Raw genomic sequence first — 15,046 nt, forward strand, 5'->3', positions numbered from 1 at the left:
AAACAGTCGGCTGCGATCAATCGACCAGATGATGCATGAGAGCGTAGCGGATCAGCTCGCTGTTGTTGGTGAGCTTCAATTTTTCCAGCAGCCGGGAGCGGTAGACACTGACTGTTTTCGGGCTAAGACACATTTCTTCAGAAATCTCGGTCAACCCCCTGCCGGCTGCAATCAGACACAACGTCTGATATTCCCGATCGGATAATGAAGCATGTAATGGCTGGTCAGTGCCGGTAGTAATTGCATTCGCCAGTTCCATTGCCAGCGCAGGGGTAATATATTTCTGACCGGATGCCACCTGGCGGATTGCAGTAACCAGCTGCGCCGGTGCACTTTGCTTGTTCAAATAACCGGCAGCACCCGCTTTGAGTGCCCGAATCGCAAACTCATTTTCGTTATGCATGCTCAGCATCAGCACGGCCAGCTCCGGTTTTTCCTTCCTGATTTGTTTGAGCACCTCGATTCCGTTCCGATCCGGCAATGAAATATCGAGCAACATCACATCAAACGCATGCTGACGCACAATCCTGACCGCCTGAAAACCGTTTTCCGCCTCACCGGTTACACTGATATCACCCGTTTCGCTCAAAATCTGCTTGAGCCCCTGACGCACAATCGCATGATCGTCAGTGATCATCACCCTTATCACGGCTTCACTCCCTCGCGCTTCGATTCAATTGCGATTCCGGATGAAATTCAGACTTACCCTCTACCGGAATCCGGATGATTACCTCAACACCTGCCACCGAACCTTTCTGAATATAAAACCATCCACCCAGCTGCTGACAGCGTTCGCGCATACTGCGTATCCCGAATGAATTCACTTTCTCCATATCGGTGAGTGTAATTCCGCGCCCGTTATCCACCACTTCCAGACACAACAGTCCCTCTGTTTCAGCCAGCCTTACCCGCACTTCCGTTGCACCGGCATGCTTGGCGATGTTAGTAAGCGCCTCCTGGAAAATCCGGAAAATTGCCACAGCCAGATCTCCATCCAGCGAAATCTCCTCGCTGTCACATTCAACTGTACAAACTATCCCTGTACGCTGGCCAAACTCCCGTGCCTGCCATTGCACCGCTGCCACGATTCCGCAATCAAGCACACCTGGCCGCAAGTCAAGCGCGATTCGTCGAGTGCTATCGATCACCATATCCACCAGCGATTCTATCGCCTCAGCCTTGTGGCGATAAAACCCGGGAGCACGATCAGAATGATCCAGACAAGGCACCAGCTCACACTTGATTGCTGTCAGGGTTCCGCCAATATCATCATGAATCTCGCGCGCGATCCGAGTGCGCTCCTGCTCCTTTACCTTTTGTGAATAAACCGAGAGCTCCTCCAACTGTGCCCGCGAACGGGCAATTTCCAGCTCGATCTGCTTATTACGAGTGATATTCAGCATGATACCGTCCCACAGCACCGCCCCGCGTGGTGTCCGGCGTGGCGTCGCCCGCAGGCTGATCCATTTGATATCAGCATCCCCTTTTGCCCGAATCCGCCCCTCCCAATTCCACGCTGAGAGCCGCTCGCGCGAATTCTGTAATGACTGCTCATAACCCGCCGCATCCTCAGCCACTATCAACCCGGAAAATGTATCCGGTTTTTCCTGCAGATAATCGGAAGAGAGACCAAGCAACGACCTGGAACCTTCGCTGACATAAGGAAAAAAAACACTGCCATCTGATTCCACCACAAACTGAAACACCAGCCCCGGCAAATTGGAAGCAATCGCACGAAAACGCGCTTCGCTTCGCTCTAACGCCGACTGCACCTCACGCAAATCCTGCAGATGCTGAACATGAAAAAAACAGCGCCGTATCGCTGCAAGCAAACGCACTGAATCTGACTTCAGCAGCACATCCTGCACGCCTGCATCAATCAAACGGGCAGTGGCCTGCTCATCTTCCCGGGAAAGCAGCGCAATCACCGGGATACCCAGCCCCTGTATTACACTTAACTCAGATTGCCCGTCAGTTAACAGAAGATCCCACTCCCGCTGCTGCAGCATACCCGGCAGCGCCTCAGTCGTCGCCACACAGTCCACCTCAGCCGGCAAACCACCCTGCTGCAGCAAATTGCGCAGCCATTCCGCCCCTTCCGCCCCTTCCGCCGTATAACCGGCTATCAAAATCGCAAGTGTCCGAATCATATCCAGCTTAATGTCTTATTCACCAGCTCCGCCAGTCTTTCAATAAAGCTTCAGCAAGCTCGGCCCGGACGGTAAATGATCATGTCGAGTATCATACCTCCCCGGGGCGGGAAATCCAGTTCAAGAAGAAAAACGGGGACAAACCACGGTTATCATTAACGCTATACTTAACCAGGTCAGCTCTCGCGCCCAAGCCCCGCATCTTTGGCAAGTTGCACCATACCACGGGCACGAGCCACATCACGCTGCTCCTCGCGAAAGCGGTAGAAAAGTCATCTTTACGAAACGGCGTAGACGTGAAGTAATCCGGTACCATTGCAGCAGTGAAAGGCAATCAATAATACCTGTCAGCCTGTTTGCCTGATTCATAACCTGATCCAATCATGCGAAAATTTCCAGCTCGTTATGTACACGGCTGATACAAACGCTATATCCCGGAAACGATAAAATCCAATGCAGCAACAATTTCAGATCGGTACTGAGAGAAGTCACCGATTTCCTCTCCCAGAAATTTCCTGTCTATCCCTGCGATTTGCTGTGTGAGTGCAATGAAAGATTTATTTTCGATTTCCAGAATTGGGCATAACTTTGTAATGGCTGCTTTTCCCGCAAGATCGGCCGGGCAGAGCGGAATGACAATAGTGGTTCGCAGACTATCGAGTACATTGGATTGGATATCCAAAAGATAAGGGTAGATTCTCCTGGTTACGTTGTTTGGGTTTTCATAAACCTTGAACTGAGCCATTAAAAGTTTCTCAGGTCATCGCTAAAGGTTCCGTGTTCCTCAACCAACTGGTTATAGGTTTCGATAGCAATCTTATTTTGCTGCTTCCAAAGTTCACATTGTCTGGCGTTCACCAATTCAATCAGAGCCGCTTCCAGTGTTGCTGACAGATTAATCTTCAGCTCTTTAGCCTTGGCAAGCAAGTCACTGTTTATACTGACATTTGCAGGCTTCCTTGTAGCTCGTACGTCAAAAGATGAATTCATGCGCATATCTCCTGTGCTTTTTATCAACATATATTATGCGCATTCTATCTGGGTCAGCGATGAGTGCTAACCATAAATATACAACAAACTCCGCCCCCAACAAGGTTTCCCAAGCTCAATGAACCTTGCATTCCTCATCAAACGACACTTCGCTTTTTGCATTTAGGCAAATCTAAAAAATTCCGGGTCATTTGAATGATCGATCCTGGCCGAAAGCAGTTACCTTACTTAAGCTGAGCAATAGATAAAGCGGACACATGTGTGAGTGTAGTGCGACAGGTAGCAAACCTGACCCCGACCATGTTGATTCCCTTTCAGCGAATTAATCAGCTGCCTATAATTTCATTCAAGCCTTCAACAATCTGCGCAAGCTCTTCAGGAGCAACTGCCCCGATCTTCTTGCCAATGCGCTCAGTGGAAAGTGTACGAATCTGACTTATCTTTACCCAGGAGCACTTAGGCACCCTGGATTTCAAAATTTCGTATGTCAACGGAAACCCAGCACGCTGCTCTTGACTGGTGAGTGCCATAGCAATGACTGTCCCGGACCGCTCATTGAATACATCCTGGCTCAGGATGAGAACCGGCCGCTCACCTGATTGCTCTCGACCGACAGTTGGGTTGAGGTTAGCCCACCGGATCTCGCCCCTCAGTATTTTGGCCATGCAGCCAGCTCCTCAGACAAACCTTCATCTGCCATTGCCTTTTCAAAGGCTGTATCAAGTTTTGCGCACTCTTCGGCCAGACGGCTGCGATCCATGCGCTCCAGCTTTTCCTGCACAGCCTCCTGGATAGCGCGGCTGCGGTTGGTGAATACGCGTTGCTTCACCAGCGCATCTACTCTAGCAAGCACCTCTTCTTCGATTGTGATAGCTACTTTGGTCTGACTCATGTCGGCACCCTGCATTAGTATGATAATTAATCATACCTTTCAAATTTTACCGAAGCAACCTGAAGCGTTAACGACTCGCTCTGCAGAAATTTGGGAGCAGCAGCGAGCAAATTTTCCGTAGCAGCATCTTGTTAGCTGCTGACACTGTTTAGCGGGTGCAGGTCAACAGAAACAAATCAAAGGATCCCGAATCAATAACACTCATCATGCTTATTTTCCTGATACCAGATCTGACTCTGACTATGCAATCTCACTGGGTATCAATCAGATTCACGTGTGCTGATTATTGCTGTCGAGCTTTTCCGGCACCAGGCGATAACCAAGCGCGTTCATAATCGAATTGACATTATCGAATCTGGGGTTACCTTTGCTGGACAGGGCATGTTGAATTCCCTGCCGCGTCATTCCAGTCTTTTCAGCAACGTGACTTATGCCTTTTACCTTGGCGATGACACGCAATGATGCCAGCAGGGAAGCCGAATTAGGATCTTCCGCGTACTCATCAAAAATCTCATCAAGATATGCGTCGATTTCTTCCGGGTGAGTGCAGAAATACGCTTCCTCAACGTCCCTGAATTGTCGGTATGTTCGTTTAGCCATGATCCTTGTATTCCTGCCAGTATGCTTTCGCGGCTTGTCTATCCCGGTCCTGACTGTCCTTGTCACCACCACATAACAAAATCACTATATGACCAGCCTCTTCACCAAAATATACCCGGTAGCCGGGGCCGAAAAATATCCGCAGTTCCGAAACACCTTCACCGACCGGACGGCAATCGCCGTATAGCTCTTGTTCCAGCTTGCCGATGCGTCTCAAAATGAAGCGACGGCCCCTTTGGTCGCGCAAACCATCGAGCCAGACTGTAATACTTTCATAAAGAAGTGCAGAATCGCGCATAACGTAAATTTATACGATAGGAGTCAGACAACGAAGATGGGACTGGCAACGAAGATATAATCGTGTAAACCCAATCCACTGACAAAGCAGCACGTCCACCGATGTCAGCATTTCCCGGTAAAGACACCGGACTTCCTGCCCGATTCAGGGAAAATCACAAAAAGCTGTTGCCAGAGAACCCGAAGCCGGGCCTGTTCAATAACCGGTTGATGACGTGCTTTGCTTCGCGACTACGGCATAACCTTGATCGTTACACCTGTTTTCCTGATTCGCAAACTGTCCTCAACCATGCGGGCACGCGGCAAAACTGTCTTGTCAGAACAAAGCCACAAGCTTATTAGAAAAAACTGTGATCTGCCCCTTATGACTGATAATCAGGAACGTTCTTCAGTAGAGGAATGCGAAGTTAAACCGACACGATCTATTAACGGAAATTGTTCCGGGTGCAAGAGAGACTCAACTGCCAGGTCAATATCCAGATCAGGCCAATAAAGGTGGTGTGGTGAAGGAAGTTCAACGTTCAACAGCTTCCCGATCGGAGCTTCCCTGAACCAGGGAAACTCTTCAAACGGCACAAAGACTTCCTGATCATGCATAAGTAACCAAAAACCATGCTTTGAAACATTAGTAACCTCAACTGCGGAAATGCTCGTGCCATGCTGTACGGATGTCATATTCATATTTCTCAATCAAGTATAAAGCTTCGCCTAGCTCTTTTTGCGATAGTCCATAATTTTTGGCAAGCTCAATCCATGGTTCCAGCCAAAACTTTGCTTCCCCGTTTTGTCCATGGACATGGACATGCATTCTGGATTCCTCACGGGAAAAGAAATAGAACCGGAAACCCCCTTCTCGAAATACAGTTGGACTCATAAAAAAATGATACAGCAGTTTACGCACTGCTGACAGCTCATAAGTCAAGAAGCCCGGAATCAGGAAAATAAGGATAACAAGTGCTATTAATTCCAGACTTTACCTGACTATATTGCAGCCCAATCAGGCAAATCACAAAAAGCTGTTGCCAGAGAACCCGGAACCGGGCCTGCTCAATAACCGGTTGAGACGTACTTTGCTTCGTGACTACGGCATAACCTTGATCGTTACACCTGTTTTCCTGATTCGCGATCTGGCCCCGACCATGCGCTTTCCTTACGAATGCTTAAGATCGCGATAGAAATTTTCGTGCGGCCCGACTGCTTCGAGATATACCAGATACACAGCCTCATCAATACTGTAACCGAGCAGATACAACTGATTTTGGCTGTGGAATTTATAGACCAGGAGCTCCGTCAGATCCCCTTTTTTGCGCTCACCTATTGCCGGCCTGGCTGCCACGACCTCGATCGCAGCATCGACATCCCGTGCTACATTACCGTGTAGCTTCTTGTAGGCGCGGGCGAATCTTCGGGTTTGCTTAACCCCGTAGCTCATCAGCGGCCGACCGGGGTATAAAATCTGTAGCCTCGCTGCGAGGCTCAGCCATCGAAGCCAGCGATTCAGCAATAAAACTCACCGGCAGATCAGGATTATCCAGTGCAGCACGTCCCACCCTGGCCCAGTACTCGATCTGACCGGCGATGGTACGGTGCTCAACCAGGGCCTCGCTGCGTGCCTGTTCATACAACGTCTGATCGATGCGAATAGATGTTGAAGTATTCATGATGACCTCCACGCTTGCCAAAACACTCACTATCATCATCTTACCACAAATGTGGAAAGGCTGAGTTTCGAGGTAGATTGCTTCGTACTTGGCATACCGCAATGACAAAATAGCTGTCTTTCAGGCCTTCAAAGTCAGATCCAGAATCAATAACGCTTGTTATATTTATTTTCTTGATACCAGACCCGACCCCAACTATGTGCATTCAACAACCGGCTCATAGCGTGGTTTGCTTCACGCTGCACGTTCGCAATGACGTGGTTTTCAGTCAAACGCTCAAACAGCCGCCAATTTCCCCTTCAGTTCCAGCCTTCACTGTTTAAAAAAGAAAACCAGTTTTCCCTGCTTATTTTGCTAAACCTTTCCCCGGGCAGTCCGTTACTGCTCTCAACGGCGGTTGAAAATTCTGCAAAAACCAAAGCGGATCAGGGCCGGAAAACAATGGTGGGCCTTATGGAAAAGGCGCCACGCTACTTTAAAAAGTAAACTACCTTTAACAAGAAGGAGAAACAAAAATGCCACAAGTTATCAATACCAATATCGCATCACTCAATGCGCAACGTAACCTGAATGTATCCCAGAACTCACTGGGCACCGCCTTGCAGCGCCTGTCCAGCGGTTTGCGCATCAACAGCGCCAAGGATGATGCTGCCGGACTGGCCATTTCCGAGCGCATGACCTCACAAATTCGCGGTATGAATCAGGCAGCGCGTAACGCCAATGACGGTATCTCGCTGGCACAAACAGCAGAAGGCGCACTGGTCGAAATTGGCAACAACTTACAGCGTATTCGCGAGCTGGCAGTGCAATCGGCTAATGCCACCAATTCAGTAGAGGATCGTGAAGCGCTGCAAAAAGAAGTTACCCAGTTGATTGGTGAAATTCAGCGCGTGGGTGAGCAGACCAGTTTTAACGGCACCACGCTGCTGGACGGCACCTTCGCAAGTCAGATATTCCAGGTAGGAGCCAATGAAGGTGAAACTATTGATTTTACTGATATAGGTGACACTACAGCGAGTGGACTGGGTGTCGATGGCGTTGATATTAGTGGTACTGATGGTACTGCGGCTGCAAGTGTAATTACAACCATAGATACCGCTCTCAAAACTGTTAACAGTACCCGTGCTGATTTGGGTGCCATCCAGAACCGTTTTAGTTCTGCAATAGCCAACCTGCAGACCTCTTCCGAAAATCTATCCGCTTCCCGCAGCCGGATTCAGGACGCTGACTTTGCCGCTGAAACTGCTGCACTGACCCGTTCACAGATTCTGCAGCAGGCAGGTGTCGCGATGCTGTCACAAGCCAACGCATTGCCCAACAATGTGCTGTCACTGTTGAGATAAGCACCGCATCTGTCATCGCGAGGGATAACGTAACGCGGCGAATGTAACGTGGCAATCCGGCCAGGTAACCGGCCGGATTGCCACGGCGGCTCGCGATCACTCGTCACCACTTACAACCGCCTTGCAACAGCGGGGCCCTTCGTCATCGCGATGACAAGTCAGCCAGATAAAGGCTGATCCGGTAGATTAAAAGGAGATTGACATGAATATCAACGTAATGACTGCTGATATGTTCCAGACTGTAGCGCCCGTTCAGCCGGCAATGCCCGCTGCCCGGACAGGAGAACGCGAAATGGCGCCTGCTGTCCAGCCCGCAGCCAAAACCGGCGACATTAAACCGGAACAGGTGAAAGAGGCAGTGGATCAGATTCAGCAGTTCACACAAACACTAACGCAGAACCTGAAATTTTCGATCGACGAAGACACCGGCAAGATGGTAATCAAGATTGTGGATGCACAAACGCAGGAAGTCATCCGGCAGATGCCTTCGGAAGAAGCAATCAAGATTGCCAGCGCGCTGGGAAAAATACAGGGATTGCTGTTCAACGGCCAGGCCTGATGGAAACAGGCTGCCAGAGTCAAACGATCCGGCACAATGGATATGAAAGCACTGGATTGCCACAGTCCTGCGGGCTCCGTGATGACGGGGACCGGGTAATGCATCGCCACAGTTCTAAAGGTTCCACGATGCTGGAAATTGGGCCGGGTCGCCACAGCAGCTTACAACCACCTCGCGATGACAGGAAATGGCTGGTGCGGATACCGGCAGTTAACATTCCGGCGGCTTACCTGCCTGTTCAAATCCTTAAAAAAGAATGATTAAGCCCCCCGGAAATTACCGGGTTATCTGACGTGGCCCAATAGATCCGGACACTCCAGGCTGGTATGCTGGCAGAAAGCAGGTCAATGAAGCATACCACCTGAACAACACCTCAATCTCCATTCGTTATGCCTGGAAAGCAGCATTAACATTAAAATAATCGGCAAGAAAGCAGGTTGCATGTAACGTTATTATTATATAACATGTTTCATGTAACTTATATTCTCAGGAAGCCCGTAATGACCAACATTGATGTTAATGCAAGAGTTCAAAAACACCGCGACTCTTTACGCAAAGCTGGTTTGCGTCCAGTGCAAATCTGGGTGCCGGACACGCGTCGCCCGGGCTTTACCGAAGAATGCCGCCGTCAATGCCTGGTAGCAGCAGAAGCTGACAGGGTTGATGTAACCATAGAGCCATTCATGGATGAAGCTGTAAAAGATATTGACGGGTGGACAGATTGAAGCCTGTAGAGCGTGGGGATCTTGTTACTGTCACGATACAGGGTGACTTTGGTAAACCACGGCCAGCGTTAATAATTCAGGCTAATCAGTTCAATGAGCATACAAGCGTGACGGTATTACCGATTACGGGCACGATAGTTAATGCTCCGCTGTTACGTATCACCCTGCAGCCAGGTGAAGAGAATGGTTTACAGAAGACTTCACAGGCTATGGTTGATAAAACCATGACCATAAAGCGTGACAAAATCGGGGCGATATTTGGACGAGTAGATGACGACGCAATGATAGAAATCGAGCGTTGCCTGGCTGTGTTTCTTGGTATTGCCAAATGAGGTGACCTTTCTTGTTTATCACCTCCGGTATTCTTTTTTTATTCCTCTGCTGAAGCAGTCCCCCGGAAATTACCGGGCCTCCTCATTCGCAGGTTAATAAACAACATCGTGGCTTCCAATATTGATCGGGATAATTCGCTTATCCTCGATCAGGCATTCCAGTGTAATCCGATAAGAAAGATTAATTGAAATGGCATATATTTCCTGCAGTTTGCCGCTCAATGCATGCAACCGCAGAGAAGGATGATAGGGATTCGCTTCGAGGATTTGCAGCGTTTTCAGATATTGTGCACGCAAATCAGGATGACGCTTTAACCAGCGTGCCGCCCGCTGGTTATAAGCATCCGTAAAGATCAGGGAATAACCCACTGTTTACTTCAGGGCATCCAGCCGTGCAAGATGCGCTTCCGGCGATGCCCGCTCATAACGTCCGGCAGCCAGATCCGCTCGTGTTTCTACCAGCGCGGCAGTCAATTCACACTCTCGTAAATAATAGTAATGTTCCAGCTGCATGACGACATAGCGATCTTTGCCTCGCACAGCAATCATCGCTTCCGGTTGCTCCTCCAGTTGTACTTCGATCGCCGCAATGCCTCTGGTTTTGAGATCGTTTGCATTAATAGCATTCATTTTTCAACCCTTTAATCGTACGTTACAAACTTCCATTATACGCATTATTAATCGCTCTATATAAAGCACTATTAACCGAATGAATGCAGCACAACCAGCGACAGTAAATGTTAGGGGACCATCTTGCGAACGCCTCAAGCATGAAGCAATCCAGTACGACAGTCACAGAAAATGTGTAAAGTCGCCCCCGCCCCTGCCGTTAAGACTCTCTGGATTGCCACGCTGTAAAACAGGCAGTGATGGAATAAAACAGATCAGATCGAAAGGACACACATCATGATTGCAGCACAGGGAATCGGCTCAGGACTGGATGTCAGCGGAATCATCAGCAAACTGATGCAGGTAGAGCAGCAGCCACTGGCACAGCTCAACAGCAAGGAAGCAAAACAGCAGGCGCAGCTCTCTGCTTTTGGCAGTCTGAAAAGCGTGCTTTCAACATTTCAGGACAGCGTAAAGGCGCTGGCAAAACCCGCGCTGTTCAACGGCTATAAAACCACGCTGGCGGATACGGCCGCAGCCACAGCAAGTGCTTCCTCCAGTGCGGCAGCCGGCACGCATGACATCGAGGTGCAATCGCTGGCGCAGGCGCAGAAAATCAAATCGGAAGCGTTCGCCACTACCGGTACGATCGTCGGCAGCGGTACACTGACAATTGCCTTCGGCACGTATAACAGCGATGGCACGTTTACCGCCAACGCGGACAAGGCAGCCAAAACCATTACGATCGACCCGGCCAAATCAACGCTGGCAGATATTCGCAGTGCCATCAACGGAGCAAATGCGGGCGTGACAGCCAGCATCGTCAATGATGGCAGCGGCAACCGGCTGGTGATTGCTTCCAAAGATAGCGGGCTGGCCAATGCGCTGAAAATCAGCGTGGACGATACCGATGGCAATCACGCGGATAATGCCGGGTTATCAAAGCTGGCATTTGATGCTTCGACCGGCGGCGTCAGCAACATGACCGAAACCGTAGCAGCCAGAAATGCCGTCATGGTGATCGACGGCATTACGGTGGAAAAATCCTCCAACACCATCAGCGATGCACTGGAAGGGGTAACGTTCAATCTGCTGAAAGCCAACCCCGGCACCAACACCACGCTGACAGTGGAAAAGGATAACAGCAGTGTTGAGACGGCAGTCAATGCCTTTGTAAAAGCATACAACGATCTGGATAAAACCATCGGCAACCTTTCCCGTTATGATGCGGCCAACAAGCAGGCATCGGTGCTGACCGGGGATTCCACCGTGCGCATGGTGCAAAACCGGATGCGCGCCATGCTGAACGGCAACCAGTCCGCTGCCGGCGGAATCAACTCGCTGTCCGAGCTGGGCATCAGCTTCCAGAAAGATGGTTCTCTGAAGCTGGACAGCAACAAACTGAGTGCAGTGCTAAATAATCCGGACAAGAATATTGCGGCGTTTCTGGGTGACATACCCGGAGCCACTACGACTTCGTCCACCACCAGTCAGGCAGTCAATGTCAGCGACGGCCTGATTTCCATTATCAGCCAGCCGCCCAGCTTCACACCGGGCAGCCTGGCAGTGAATATCAGCCAGCTTGCCACACAGGGCAGTGCCACTGGAAACAAGGTAGCCGGGCTGAGCATTAATTCTATTATCCTCCTTGCCAACAACAAGCTGGATCTGACCATCAATGGCACCAGCGCCAGTATTACACTGGCCGATGGAACCTATACGGCTGCCTCACTTGCTGCGGAAATCCAGTCGAAGATCAACAGTAATGCAACTTTCTCAGGCGCGGGTGTTTCAGTTGCGGTAACACAGAATGCAGGCAAACTGACGATTACTTCCAGTCGTTACGGATCAGCTTCCAGTGTCCAGATCACCGGTGGAAACGGCAAGGCCGATATTTTTGGAACGCCCACGCAGATAGCAGGCCAGGATGTGGCTGGCACGATTGGCGGCCAGGCTGCCGCGGGTTCCGGCAAAGAGCTGAGCAGTAACGGCCTGACACTGAAAATAGATGGCGGCAGCACGGGTAACCGGGGAACCGTGGATTTCGTGGAAACCACTACCACCACCACATCCACTGCACCGTCAACCCCCGGGTTCATCACCCGCCTGGATCAGCTGATTACCGGCATGACTCGCAGCGATGGCCTGATCAGCAACCGCATGGATGGCATCAACAGTACGATCAAAGGAATCGGCAAGCAGCGTGAAGCGCTGGAATTCCGGCTGGAAGGCGTGGAAAAACGCCTGCGCGCACAGTTCACCGCGCTGGATACGATGATTGCCAGCATGAACCAGACCAGTAACTATTTGCAGCAGCAACTGGCGAATCTGCCAAAGATCGGTGATAAATAGCCGATAGCGTAACTGCACACTCATTTCTGAAAAGGAGAACTCATGTTTACTGAATCCCCCAGCCGTGCGATCAGCAGTTATCAGCGAGTGGGCGTCGAATCCGGCGTGGTATCCGCCGATCCGCATAAGCTGATCCTGATGCTGTTTGAAGGTGCGCGCCAGGCACTGGACTGCAGCCTGCTGTATATACAGCAGAACAGGATTGCCGCCAAAGGGGAAATGATTTCCAAAGCGATCATGATCATTGATCACGGCCTGAAAGCCAGTCTGGACAGAAAAGTCGGCGGGGAACTGGTCAATCGGCTGGAACAGTTGTATGACTACATGACCGCCCGGCTGCTTACGGCCAATCTGCAAAACGATGCCGTGATCATCGAGGAAATCAACTGCCTGCTGGGCGAGCTGCATGAAGCGTGGATGTCGATCGGCAAACAGCCTGCAGGTAAAACTGCTTCCCCGGCAGCAAAAAAAGTGACTGAACAGCCAGCCACGGCGGGTGCAGCAGTATGAATCCGGACAATTCATCTGAACCCCTGCCGGGAAACAGCAGAAACGATATGCAGATGATCGCGGCGTATGAGGAAATACTGGCCATCACCGACCGGATGCTGCAGGCGGCAAAAAACAGCAACTGGGATGAACTGGTCGCACTGGAACTGGACTGTAAACAGCTGACTGCCCGGCTGATGACACAAAACGCCCGTGAACAGTTAAGCGAAGAACAGAAGCAAAAGAAAGTCGGCCTCATTCACGGCATTCTGGAACGTGACGCCGAAATCCGCGCCATTACTGAACCCTGGATGGCACAACTGCAGAACCGGCTGACCAGTTCCAGCCAGCAACGGAAGCTGGAGCAGACTTACCAGAAGGATCTGTAATTTCTCACCTGTCATCGCATCAGAGGATCCTCCGGGCACCGGTAAATGAAGGAACGGCAAGCCGACGCTGGTATTGATCATCCTCCCAGAGGTCAAAACCCTGCTGGATGGCGTAACTGTTGGCGGACGGAAGGTTTCCGATCAGGAACAGGTCCTGAATCTCGCGGGAAGCCCCAGACAGCTGCTGGCAATGGTCAGGAGCCGTCAATTCTCTCTCCAGGCCTGTATTCACTGAACTGAACGGGGTCATCGCCCGCAAAGAAACCCTGGAATGGGGCGTGTTCCGTGGTGAAGGCCGGGAAGTGAATTACACTCCGGATGTAAGCCCCGGTGAGCATGGGCGTTATACTCCGCTGCCGACGTCCCCCGGTGCACCTGAGCTGAACCGGGTATTCCACGAAGGGGTTACCGCTCTGCAAGCGTGCGGGCCATTCGAGCAGGCAACGGCCTTTTTCCTCTTCCGTGCCTTGCAGCAGCTCTTCTTCGACGGCAACACGCGTACCTCACGTTTCATGATGAATGGTGTGCTCATGTCACATGGTATCGGCGCCATCAGCGTGCCCGCCGCGAGGGTACAGGAGTTCAATGAGAAAATGGTGCGCTTCTATCTCTCGAAGGATGCTACCGAAATAATAGTGTTCCTTGCCGCTGCCACCCGGGGATAATTACAATCACAATGAGGGAATGAAGCTGTAATCATGCAGCGGGCCAAACCGGCTGCCATGGCAACAGGCCATTTATAAACATAACCCGCACTTTTCACCCGGTACAAGCAACCTCACCCCTCTGCACACCAGCCTCTATGTGCCAACTTATAGCTGTTCGCTGTGCTTTGCCCGCGTCACACCCTGATTATTCCAGCCTCTATCCCCCCCAAGCCCCTTTGTCACCTTCATAAACAATACCGGCCCGTAATTTTCTCAATACCAAAACGTATTTGCCGTAAAGAGAAATAACGCCATAAAGGCTAGTGTAATGCCCGCAACACCGGGCATATTTTGAACCCGGCATTCCCATCTGTGCCAGCGCACTGAACAATGCCCAAAAAATTCTGGAGAACATAATCATGTCGATTATCAGCAGCCTGACCCCAACCCAAATCTCTGCGTTGACAACAAAGCAGATAGAAGATCTCACCACAGGAGATATGAAAGTACTTTCCGGCACGCAGATCAATGCGCTGACATCCACTCAGATCGCGGCGATTGAAACGCAGGATCTGGTCATCCTGAGCGGCAAGCAGATTGGGGCTTTTAATCCAAACGAATTTACCTACGGTTTGACCTCTACGCAAATTAGTGCAATCACCTTGGATCAGGCTAAAGGACTCAGCGCTGCTCAACTGAAAAACATGAATAGCGGCGATCTTTCCAACCTGAGTACAGGGGCACTGAGCGTGTTATCCGCCAAGCAGGTTCAGGGACTTGACTCTGCCAACATCCAATCACTGACGACAGCCCAGGCAGCCGCACTCAGCTACGCACAAATAGCCGCTATTGGCACCGATGCCGTCAAGGGATTTGAAACCGAGGATCTGGCTCAAATCAGCACCGCTGCCATCAAAGGTTTGACCACCGCACAACTTGGCGCCCTGGATGGTACAAAATTCAGCTCTCTCAGTTCCAGCCAGGTACAGGCTCTTTCCGCCAAGCAAATTC

23 protein-coding genes are annotated in these 15,046 nt (G+C 50.7%); 9 read left to right on the forward strand and 14 right to left on the reverse strand.

Annotated features, from left to right (window positions below; translation table 11 throughout):
* Positions 1–16 precede the first annotated feature (16 nt).
* The 12 genes from IT527_RS02630 to IT527_RS02685 all read right to left on the reverse strand — a co-directional run bounded on the left by IT527_RS02630 (position 17) and on the right by IT527_RS02685 (position 6,590).
* A complete protein-coding gene (locus IT527_RS02630; RefSeq protein WP_292966157.1) occupies positions 17–637 on the reverse strand; it encodes a response regulator transcription factor in 621 nt (206 codons plus the stop codon).
* Positions 638–653: 16 nt separating this feature from the next.
* Complete coding sequence (locus tag IT527_RS02635; RefSeq protein ID WP_292966159.1) at positions 654–2,150, reverse strand: histidine kinase; 1,497 nt, start codon at positions 2,148–2,150, stop codon at positions 654–656.
* A 427-nt stretch (positions 2,151–2,577) separates the two neighbouring features.
* A complete protein-coding gene (locus IT527_RS02640; protein WP_292966161.1) occupies positions 2,578–2,895 on the reverse strand; it encodes a CcdB family protein in 318 nt (105 codons plus the stop codon).
* Complete coding sequence (locus tag IT527_RS02645) at positions 2,895–3,140, reverse strand: type II toxin-antitoxin system CcdA family antitoxin (RefSeq protein WP_292966163.1); 246 nt, start codon at positions 3,138–3,140, stop codon at positions 2,895–2,897. Before IT527_RS02645 ends, IT527_RS02640 begins: the two co-directional genes overlap by 1 nt.
* Positions 3,141–3,466: 326 nt before the next feature.
* Positions 3,467–3,805, reverse strand: coding sequence for a type II toxin-antitoxin system PemK/MazF family toxin (locus IT527_RS02650; protein WP_292966166.1), 339 nt, complete (start codon positions 3,803–3,805; stop codon positions 3,467–3,469).
* On the reverse strand, positions 3,790–4,032 hold the full coding sequence (locus tag IT527_RS02655; RefSeq protein WP_292966169.1) for a ribbon-helix-helix domain-containing protein: 243 nt from the start codon (positions 4,030–4,032) through the stop codon (positions 3,790–3,792). The genes IT527_RS02650 and IT527_RS02655 overlap by 16 nt, the downstream gene beginning before the upstream one ends.
* Before the next feature lie 270 nt (positions 4,033–4,302).
* Positions 4,303–4,632: an addiction module antidote protein gene (locus IT527_RS02660; RefSeq protein ID WP_292966172.1), complete on the reverse strand. Its 330-nt coding sequence runs from the start codon at positions 4,630–4,632 to the stop codon at positions 4,303–4,305.
* Positions 4,625–4,930 carry a type II toxin-antitoxin system RelE/ParE family toxin gene (locus tag IT527_RS02665; RefSeq protein WP_292966175.1) on the reverse strand — a complete coding sequence of 102 codons (306 nt, stop codon included), beginning with the start codon at positions 4,928–4,930 and terminating at the stop codon, positions 4,625–4,627. Before IT527_RS02665 ends, IT527_RS02660 begins: the two co-directional genes overlap by 8 nt.
* 374 nt (positions 4,931–5,304) lie before the next feature.
* A complete protein-coding gene (locus tag IT527_RS02670; protein ID WP_292966178.1) occupies positions 5,305–5,610 on the reverse strand; it encodes a DUF2442 domain-containing protein in 306 nt (101 codons plus the stop codon).
* Positions 5,564–5,803 carry a DUF4160 domain-containing protein gene (locus IT527_RS02675; protein ID WP_363278044.1) on the reverse strand — a complete coding sequence of 80 codons (240 nt, stop codon included), beginning with the start codon at positions 5,801–5,803 and terminating at the stop codon, positions 5,564–5,566. Before IT527_RS02675 ends, IT527_RS02670 begins: the two co-directional genes overlap by 47 nt.
* A gap of 276 nt (positions 5,804–6,079) precedes the next feature.
* Positions 6,080–6,361: a type II toxin-antitoxin system RelE/ParE family toxin gene (locus IT527_RS02680; protein WP_292966181.1), complete on the reverse strand. Its 282-nt coding sequence runs from the start codon at positions 6,359–6,361 to the stop codon at positions 6,080–6,082.
* Positions 6,345–6,590: a ParD-like family protein gene (locus tag IT527_RS02685; RefSeq protein ID WP_292966184.1), complete on the reverse strand. Its 246-nt coding sequence runs from the start codon at positions 6,588–6,590 to the stop codon at positions 6,345–6,347. The genes IT527_RS02680 and IT527_RS02685 overlap by 17 nt, the downstream gene beginning before the upstream one ends.
* 515 nt (positions 6,591–7,105) lie before the next feature.
* Between IT527_RS02685 and IT527_RS02690 the strand changes: the two genes are divergently transcribed.
* From IT527_RS02690 to IT527_RS02705, 4 genes are all read left to right on the forward strand, one after another.
* Positions 7,106–7,933, forward strand: coding sequence for a flagellin domain-containing protein (locus IT527_RS02690; RefSeq protein ID WP_292966186.1), 828 nt, complete (start codon positions 7,106–7,108; stop codon positions 7,931–7,933).
* A 202-nt stretch (positions 7,934–8,135) separates the two neighbouring features.
* Positions 8,136–8,492, forward strand: coding sequence for a flagellar protein FlaG (locus IT527_RS02695; protein ID WP_292966188.1), 357 nt, complete (start codon positions 8,136–8,138; stop codon positions 8,490–8,492).
* Positions 8,493–8,992: 500 nt separating this feature from the next.
* The gene (locus tag IT527_RS02700; RefSeq protein WP_292966191.1) at positions 8,993–9,217 is read left to right on the forward strand and encodes an antitoxin MazE family protein; all 225 of its coding nucleotides are present in this window, start codon (positions 8,993–8,995) and stop codon (positions 9,215–9,217) included.
* Positions 9,214–9,549 (forward strand): type II toxin-antitoxin system PemK/MazF family toxin, encoded by a 336-nt coding sequence (locus tag IT527_RS02705; RefSeq protein WP_292966194.1) that lies wholly within the window; start codon positions 9,214–9,216, stop codon positions 9,547–9,549. Before IT527_RS02700 ends, IT527_RS02705 begins: the two co-directional genes overlap by 4 nt.
* A gap of 93 nt (positions 9,550–9,642) precedes the next feature.
* Here IT527_RS02705 and IT527_RS02710 read toward each other — a convergent pair whose 3' ends face one another.
* Together IT527_RS02710 and IT527_RS02715 are read right to left on the reverse strand one after the other, a co-directional pair.
* Complete coding sequence (locus tag IT527_RS02710; RefSeq protein WP_292966197.1) at positions 9,643–9,918, reverse strand: plasmid stabilization protein; 276 nt, start codon at positions 9,916–9,918, stop codon at positions 9,643–9,645.
* A gap of 3 nt (positions 9,919–9,921) precedes the next feature.
* On the reverse strand, positions 9,922–10,179 hold the full coding sequence (locus IT527_RS02715) for a type II toxin-antitoxin system Phd/YefM family antitoxin (RefSeq protein ID WP_292966200.1): 258 nt from the start codon (positions 10,177–10,179) through the stop codon (positions 9,922–9,924).
* A 276-nt stretch (positions 10,180–10,455) separates the two neighbouring features.
* Between IT527_RS02715 and fliD the strand changes: the two genes are divergently transcribed.
* From fliD to IT527_RS02740, 5 genes are all read left to right on the forward strand, one after another.
* Positions 10,456–12,510: a flagellar filament capping protein FliD gene (gene fliD, locus IT527_RS02720; protein ID WP_292966203.1), complete on the forward strand. Its 2,055-nt coding sequence runs from the start codon at positions 10,456–10,458 to the stop codon at positions 12,508–12,510.
* A gap of 42 nt (positions 12,511–12,552) precedes the next feature.
* Positions 12,553–13,020: a flagellar export chaperone FliS gene (fliS, locus tag IT527_RS02725; protein WP_292966205.1), complete on the forward strand. Its 468-nt coding sequence runs from the start codon at positions 12,553–12,555 to the stop codon at positions 13,018–13,020.
* Positions 13,017–13,388 carry a flagellar protein FliT gene (locus IT527_RS02730; RefSeq protein WP_292966208.1) on the forward strand — a complete coding sequence of 124 codons (372 nt, stop codon included), beginning with the start codon at positions 13,017–13,019 and terminating at the stop codon, positions 13,386–13,388. The genes fliS and IT527_RS02730 overlap by 4 nt, the downstream gene beginning before the upstream one ends.
* A 278-nt stretch (positions 13,389–13,666) precedes the next feature.
* A complete protein-coding gene (locus tag IT527_RS02735) occupies positions 13,667–14,053 on the forward strand; it encodes a hypothetical protein (protein WP_292966211.1) in 387 nt (128 codons plus the stop codon).
* A gap of 401 nt (positions 14,054–14,454) precedes the next feature.
* Positions 14,455–15,046: hypothetical protein (locus IT527_RS02740; protein ID WP_292966213.1), on the forward strand; the 592-nt coding region annotated here is incomplete at its 3' end.

Origin of the sequence: Nitrosomonas sp. (genome assembly GCF_020852615.1) — a bacterium.
Lineage (GTDB): Bacteria > Pseudomonadota > Gammaproteobacteria > Burkholderiales > Nitrosomonadaceae > Nitrosomonas.

What these genes read in the sequence shown, in the direction of transcription:
- IT527_RS02715 (WP_292966200.1), bottom strand. Translation starts at nt 10,179, where the DNA reads ATGAATGCTATTAATGCAAACGATCTCAAAACCAGAGGCATTGCGGCG.
- IT527_RS02690 (WP_292966186.1), top strand. Translation starts at nt 7,106, where the DNA reads ATGCCACAAGTTATCAATACCAATATCGCATCACTCAATGCGCAACGT.
- IT527_RS02645 (WP_292966163.1), bottom strand. Translation starts at nt 3,140, where the DNA reads ATGAATTCATCTTTTGACGTACGAGCTACAAGGAAGCCTGCAAATGTC.
- IT527_RS02630 (WP_292966157.1), bottom strand. Translation starts at nt 637, where the DNA reads ATGATCACTGACGATCATGCGATTGTGCGTCAGGGGCTCAAGCAGATT.
- IT527_RS02640 (WP_292966161.1), bottom strand. Translation starts at nt 2,895, where the DNA reads ATGGCTCAGTTCAAGGTTTATGAAAACCCAAACAACGTAACCAGGAGA.
- IT527_RS02675 (WP_363278044.1), bottom strand. Translation starts at nt 5,803, where the DNA reads ATGAGTCCAACTGTATTTCGAGAAGGGGGTTTCCGGTTCTATTTCTTT.
- IT527_RS02655 (WP_292966169.1), bottom strand. Translation starts at nt 4,032, where the DNA reads ATGAGTCAGACCAAAGTAGCTATCACAATCGAAGAAGAGGTGCTTGCT.
- IT527_RS02660 (WP_292966172.1), bottom strand. Translation starts at nt 4,632, where the DNA reads ATGGCTAAACGAACATACCGACAATTCAGGGACGTTGAGGAAGCGTAT.
- IT527_RS02730 (WP_292966208.1), top strand. Translation starts at nt 13,017, where the DNA reads ATGAATCCGGACAATTCATCTGAACCCCTGCCGGGAAACAGCAGAAAC.
- IT527_RS02670 (WP_292966178.1), bottom strand. Translation starts at nt 5,610, where the DNA reads ATGAATATGACATCCGTACAGCATGGCACGAGCATTTCCGCAGTTGAG.
- IT527_RS02695 (WP_292966188.1), top strand. Translation starts at nt 8,136, where the DNA reads ATGAATATCAACGTAATGACTGCTGATATGTTCCAGACTGTAGCGCCC.
- fliS (WP_292966205.1), top strand. Translation starts at nt 12,553, where the DNA reads ATGTTTACTGAATCCCCCAGCCGTGCGATCAGCAGTTATCAGCGAGTG.
- IT527_RS02635 (WP_292966159.1), bottom strand. Translation starts at nt 2,150, where the DNA reads ATGATTCGGACACTTGCGATTTTGATAGCCGGTTATACGGCGGAAGGG.
- IT527_RS02665 (WP_292966175.1), bottom strand. Translation starts at nt 4,930, where the DNA reads ATGCGCGATTCTGCACTTCTTTATGAAAGTATTACAGTCTGGCTCGAT.
- fliD (WP_292966203.1), top strand. Translation starts at nt 10,456, where the DNA reads ATGATTGCAGCACAGGGAATCGGCTCAGGACTGGATGTCAGCGGAATC.
- IT527_RS02650 (WP_292966166.1), bottom strand. Translation starts at nt 3,805, where the DNA reads ATGGCCAAAATACTGAGGGGCGAGATCCGGTGGGCTAACCTCAACCCA.
- IT527_RS02680 (WP_292966181.1), bottom strand. Translation starts at nt 6,361, where the DNA reads ATGAGCTACGGGGTTAAGCAAACCCGAAGATTCGCCCGCGCCTACAAG.
- IT527_RS02685 (WP_292966184.1), bottom strand. Translation starts at nt 6,590, where the DNA reads ATGAATACTTCAACATCTATTCGCATCGATCAGACGTTGTATGAACAG.
- IT527_RS02700 (WP_292966191.1), top strand. Translation starts at nt 8,993, where the DNA reads ATGACCAACATTGATGTTAATGCAAGAGTTCAAAAACACCGCGACTCT.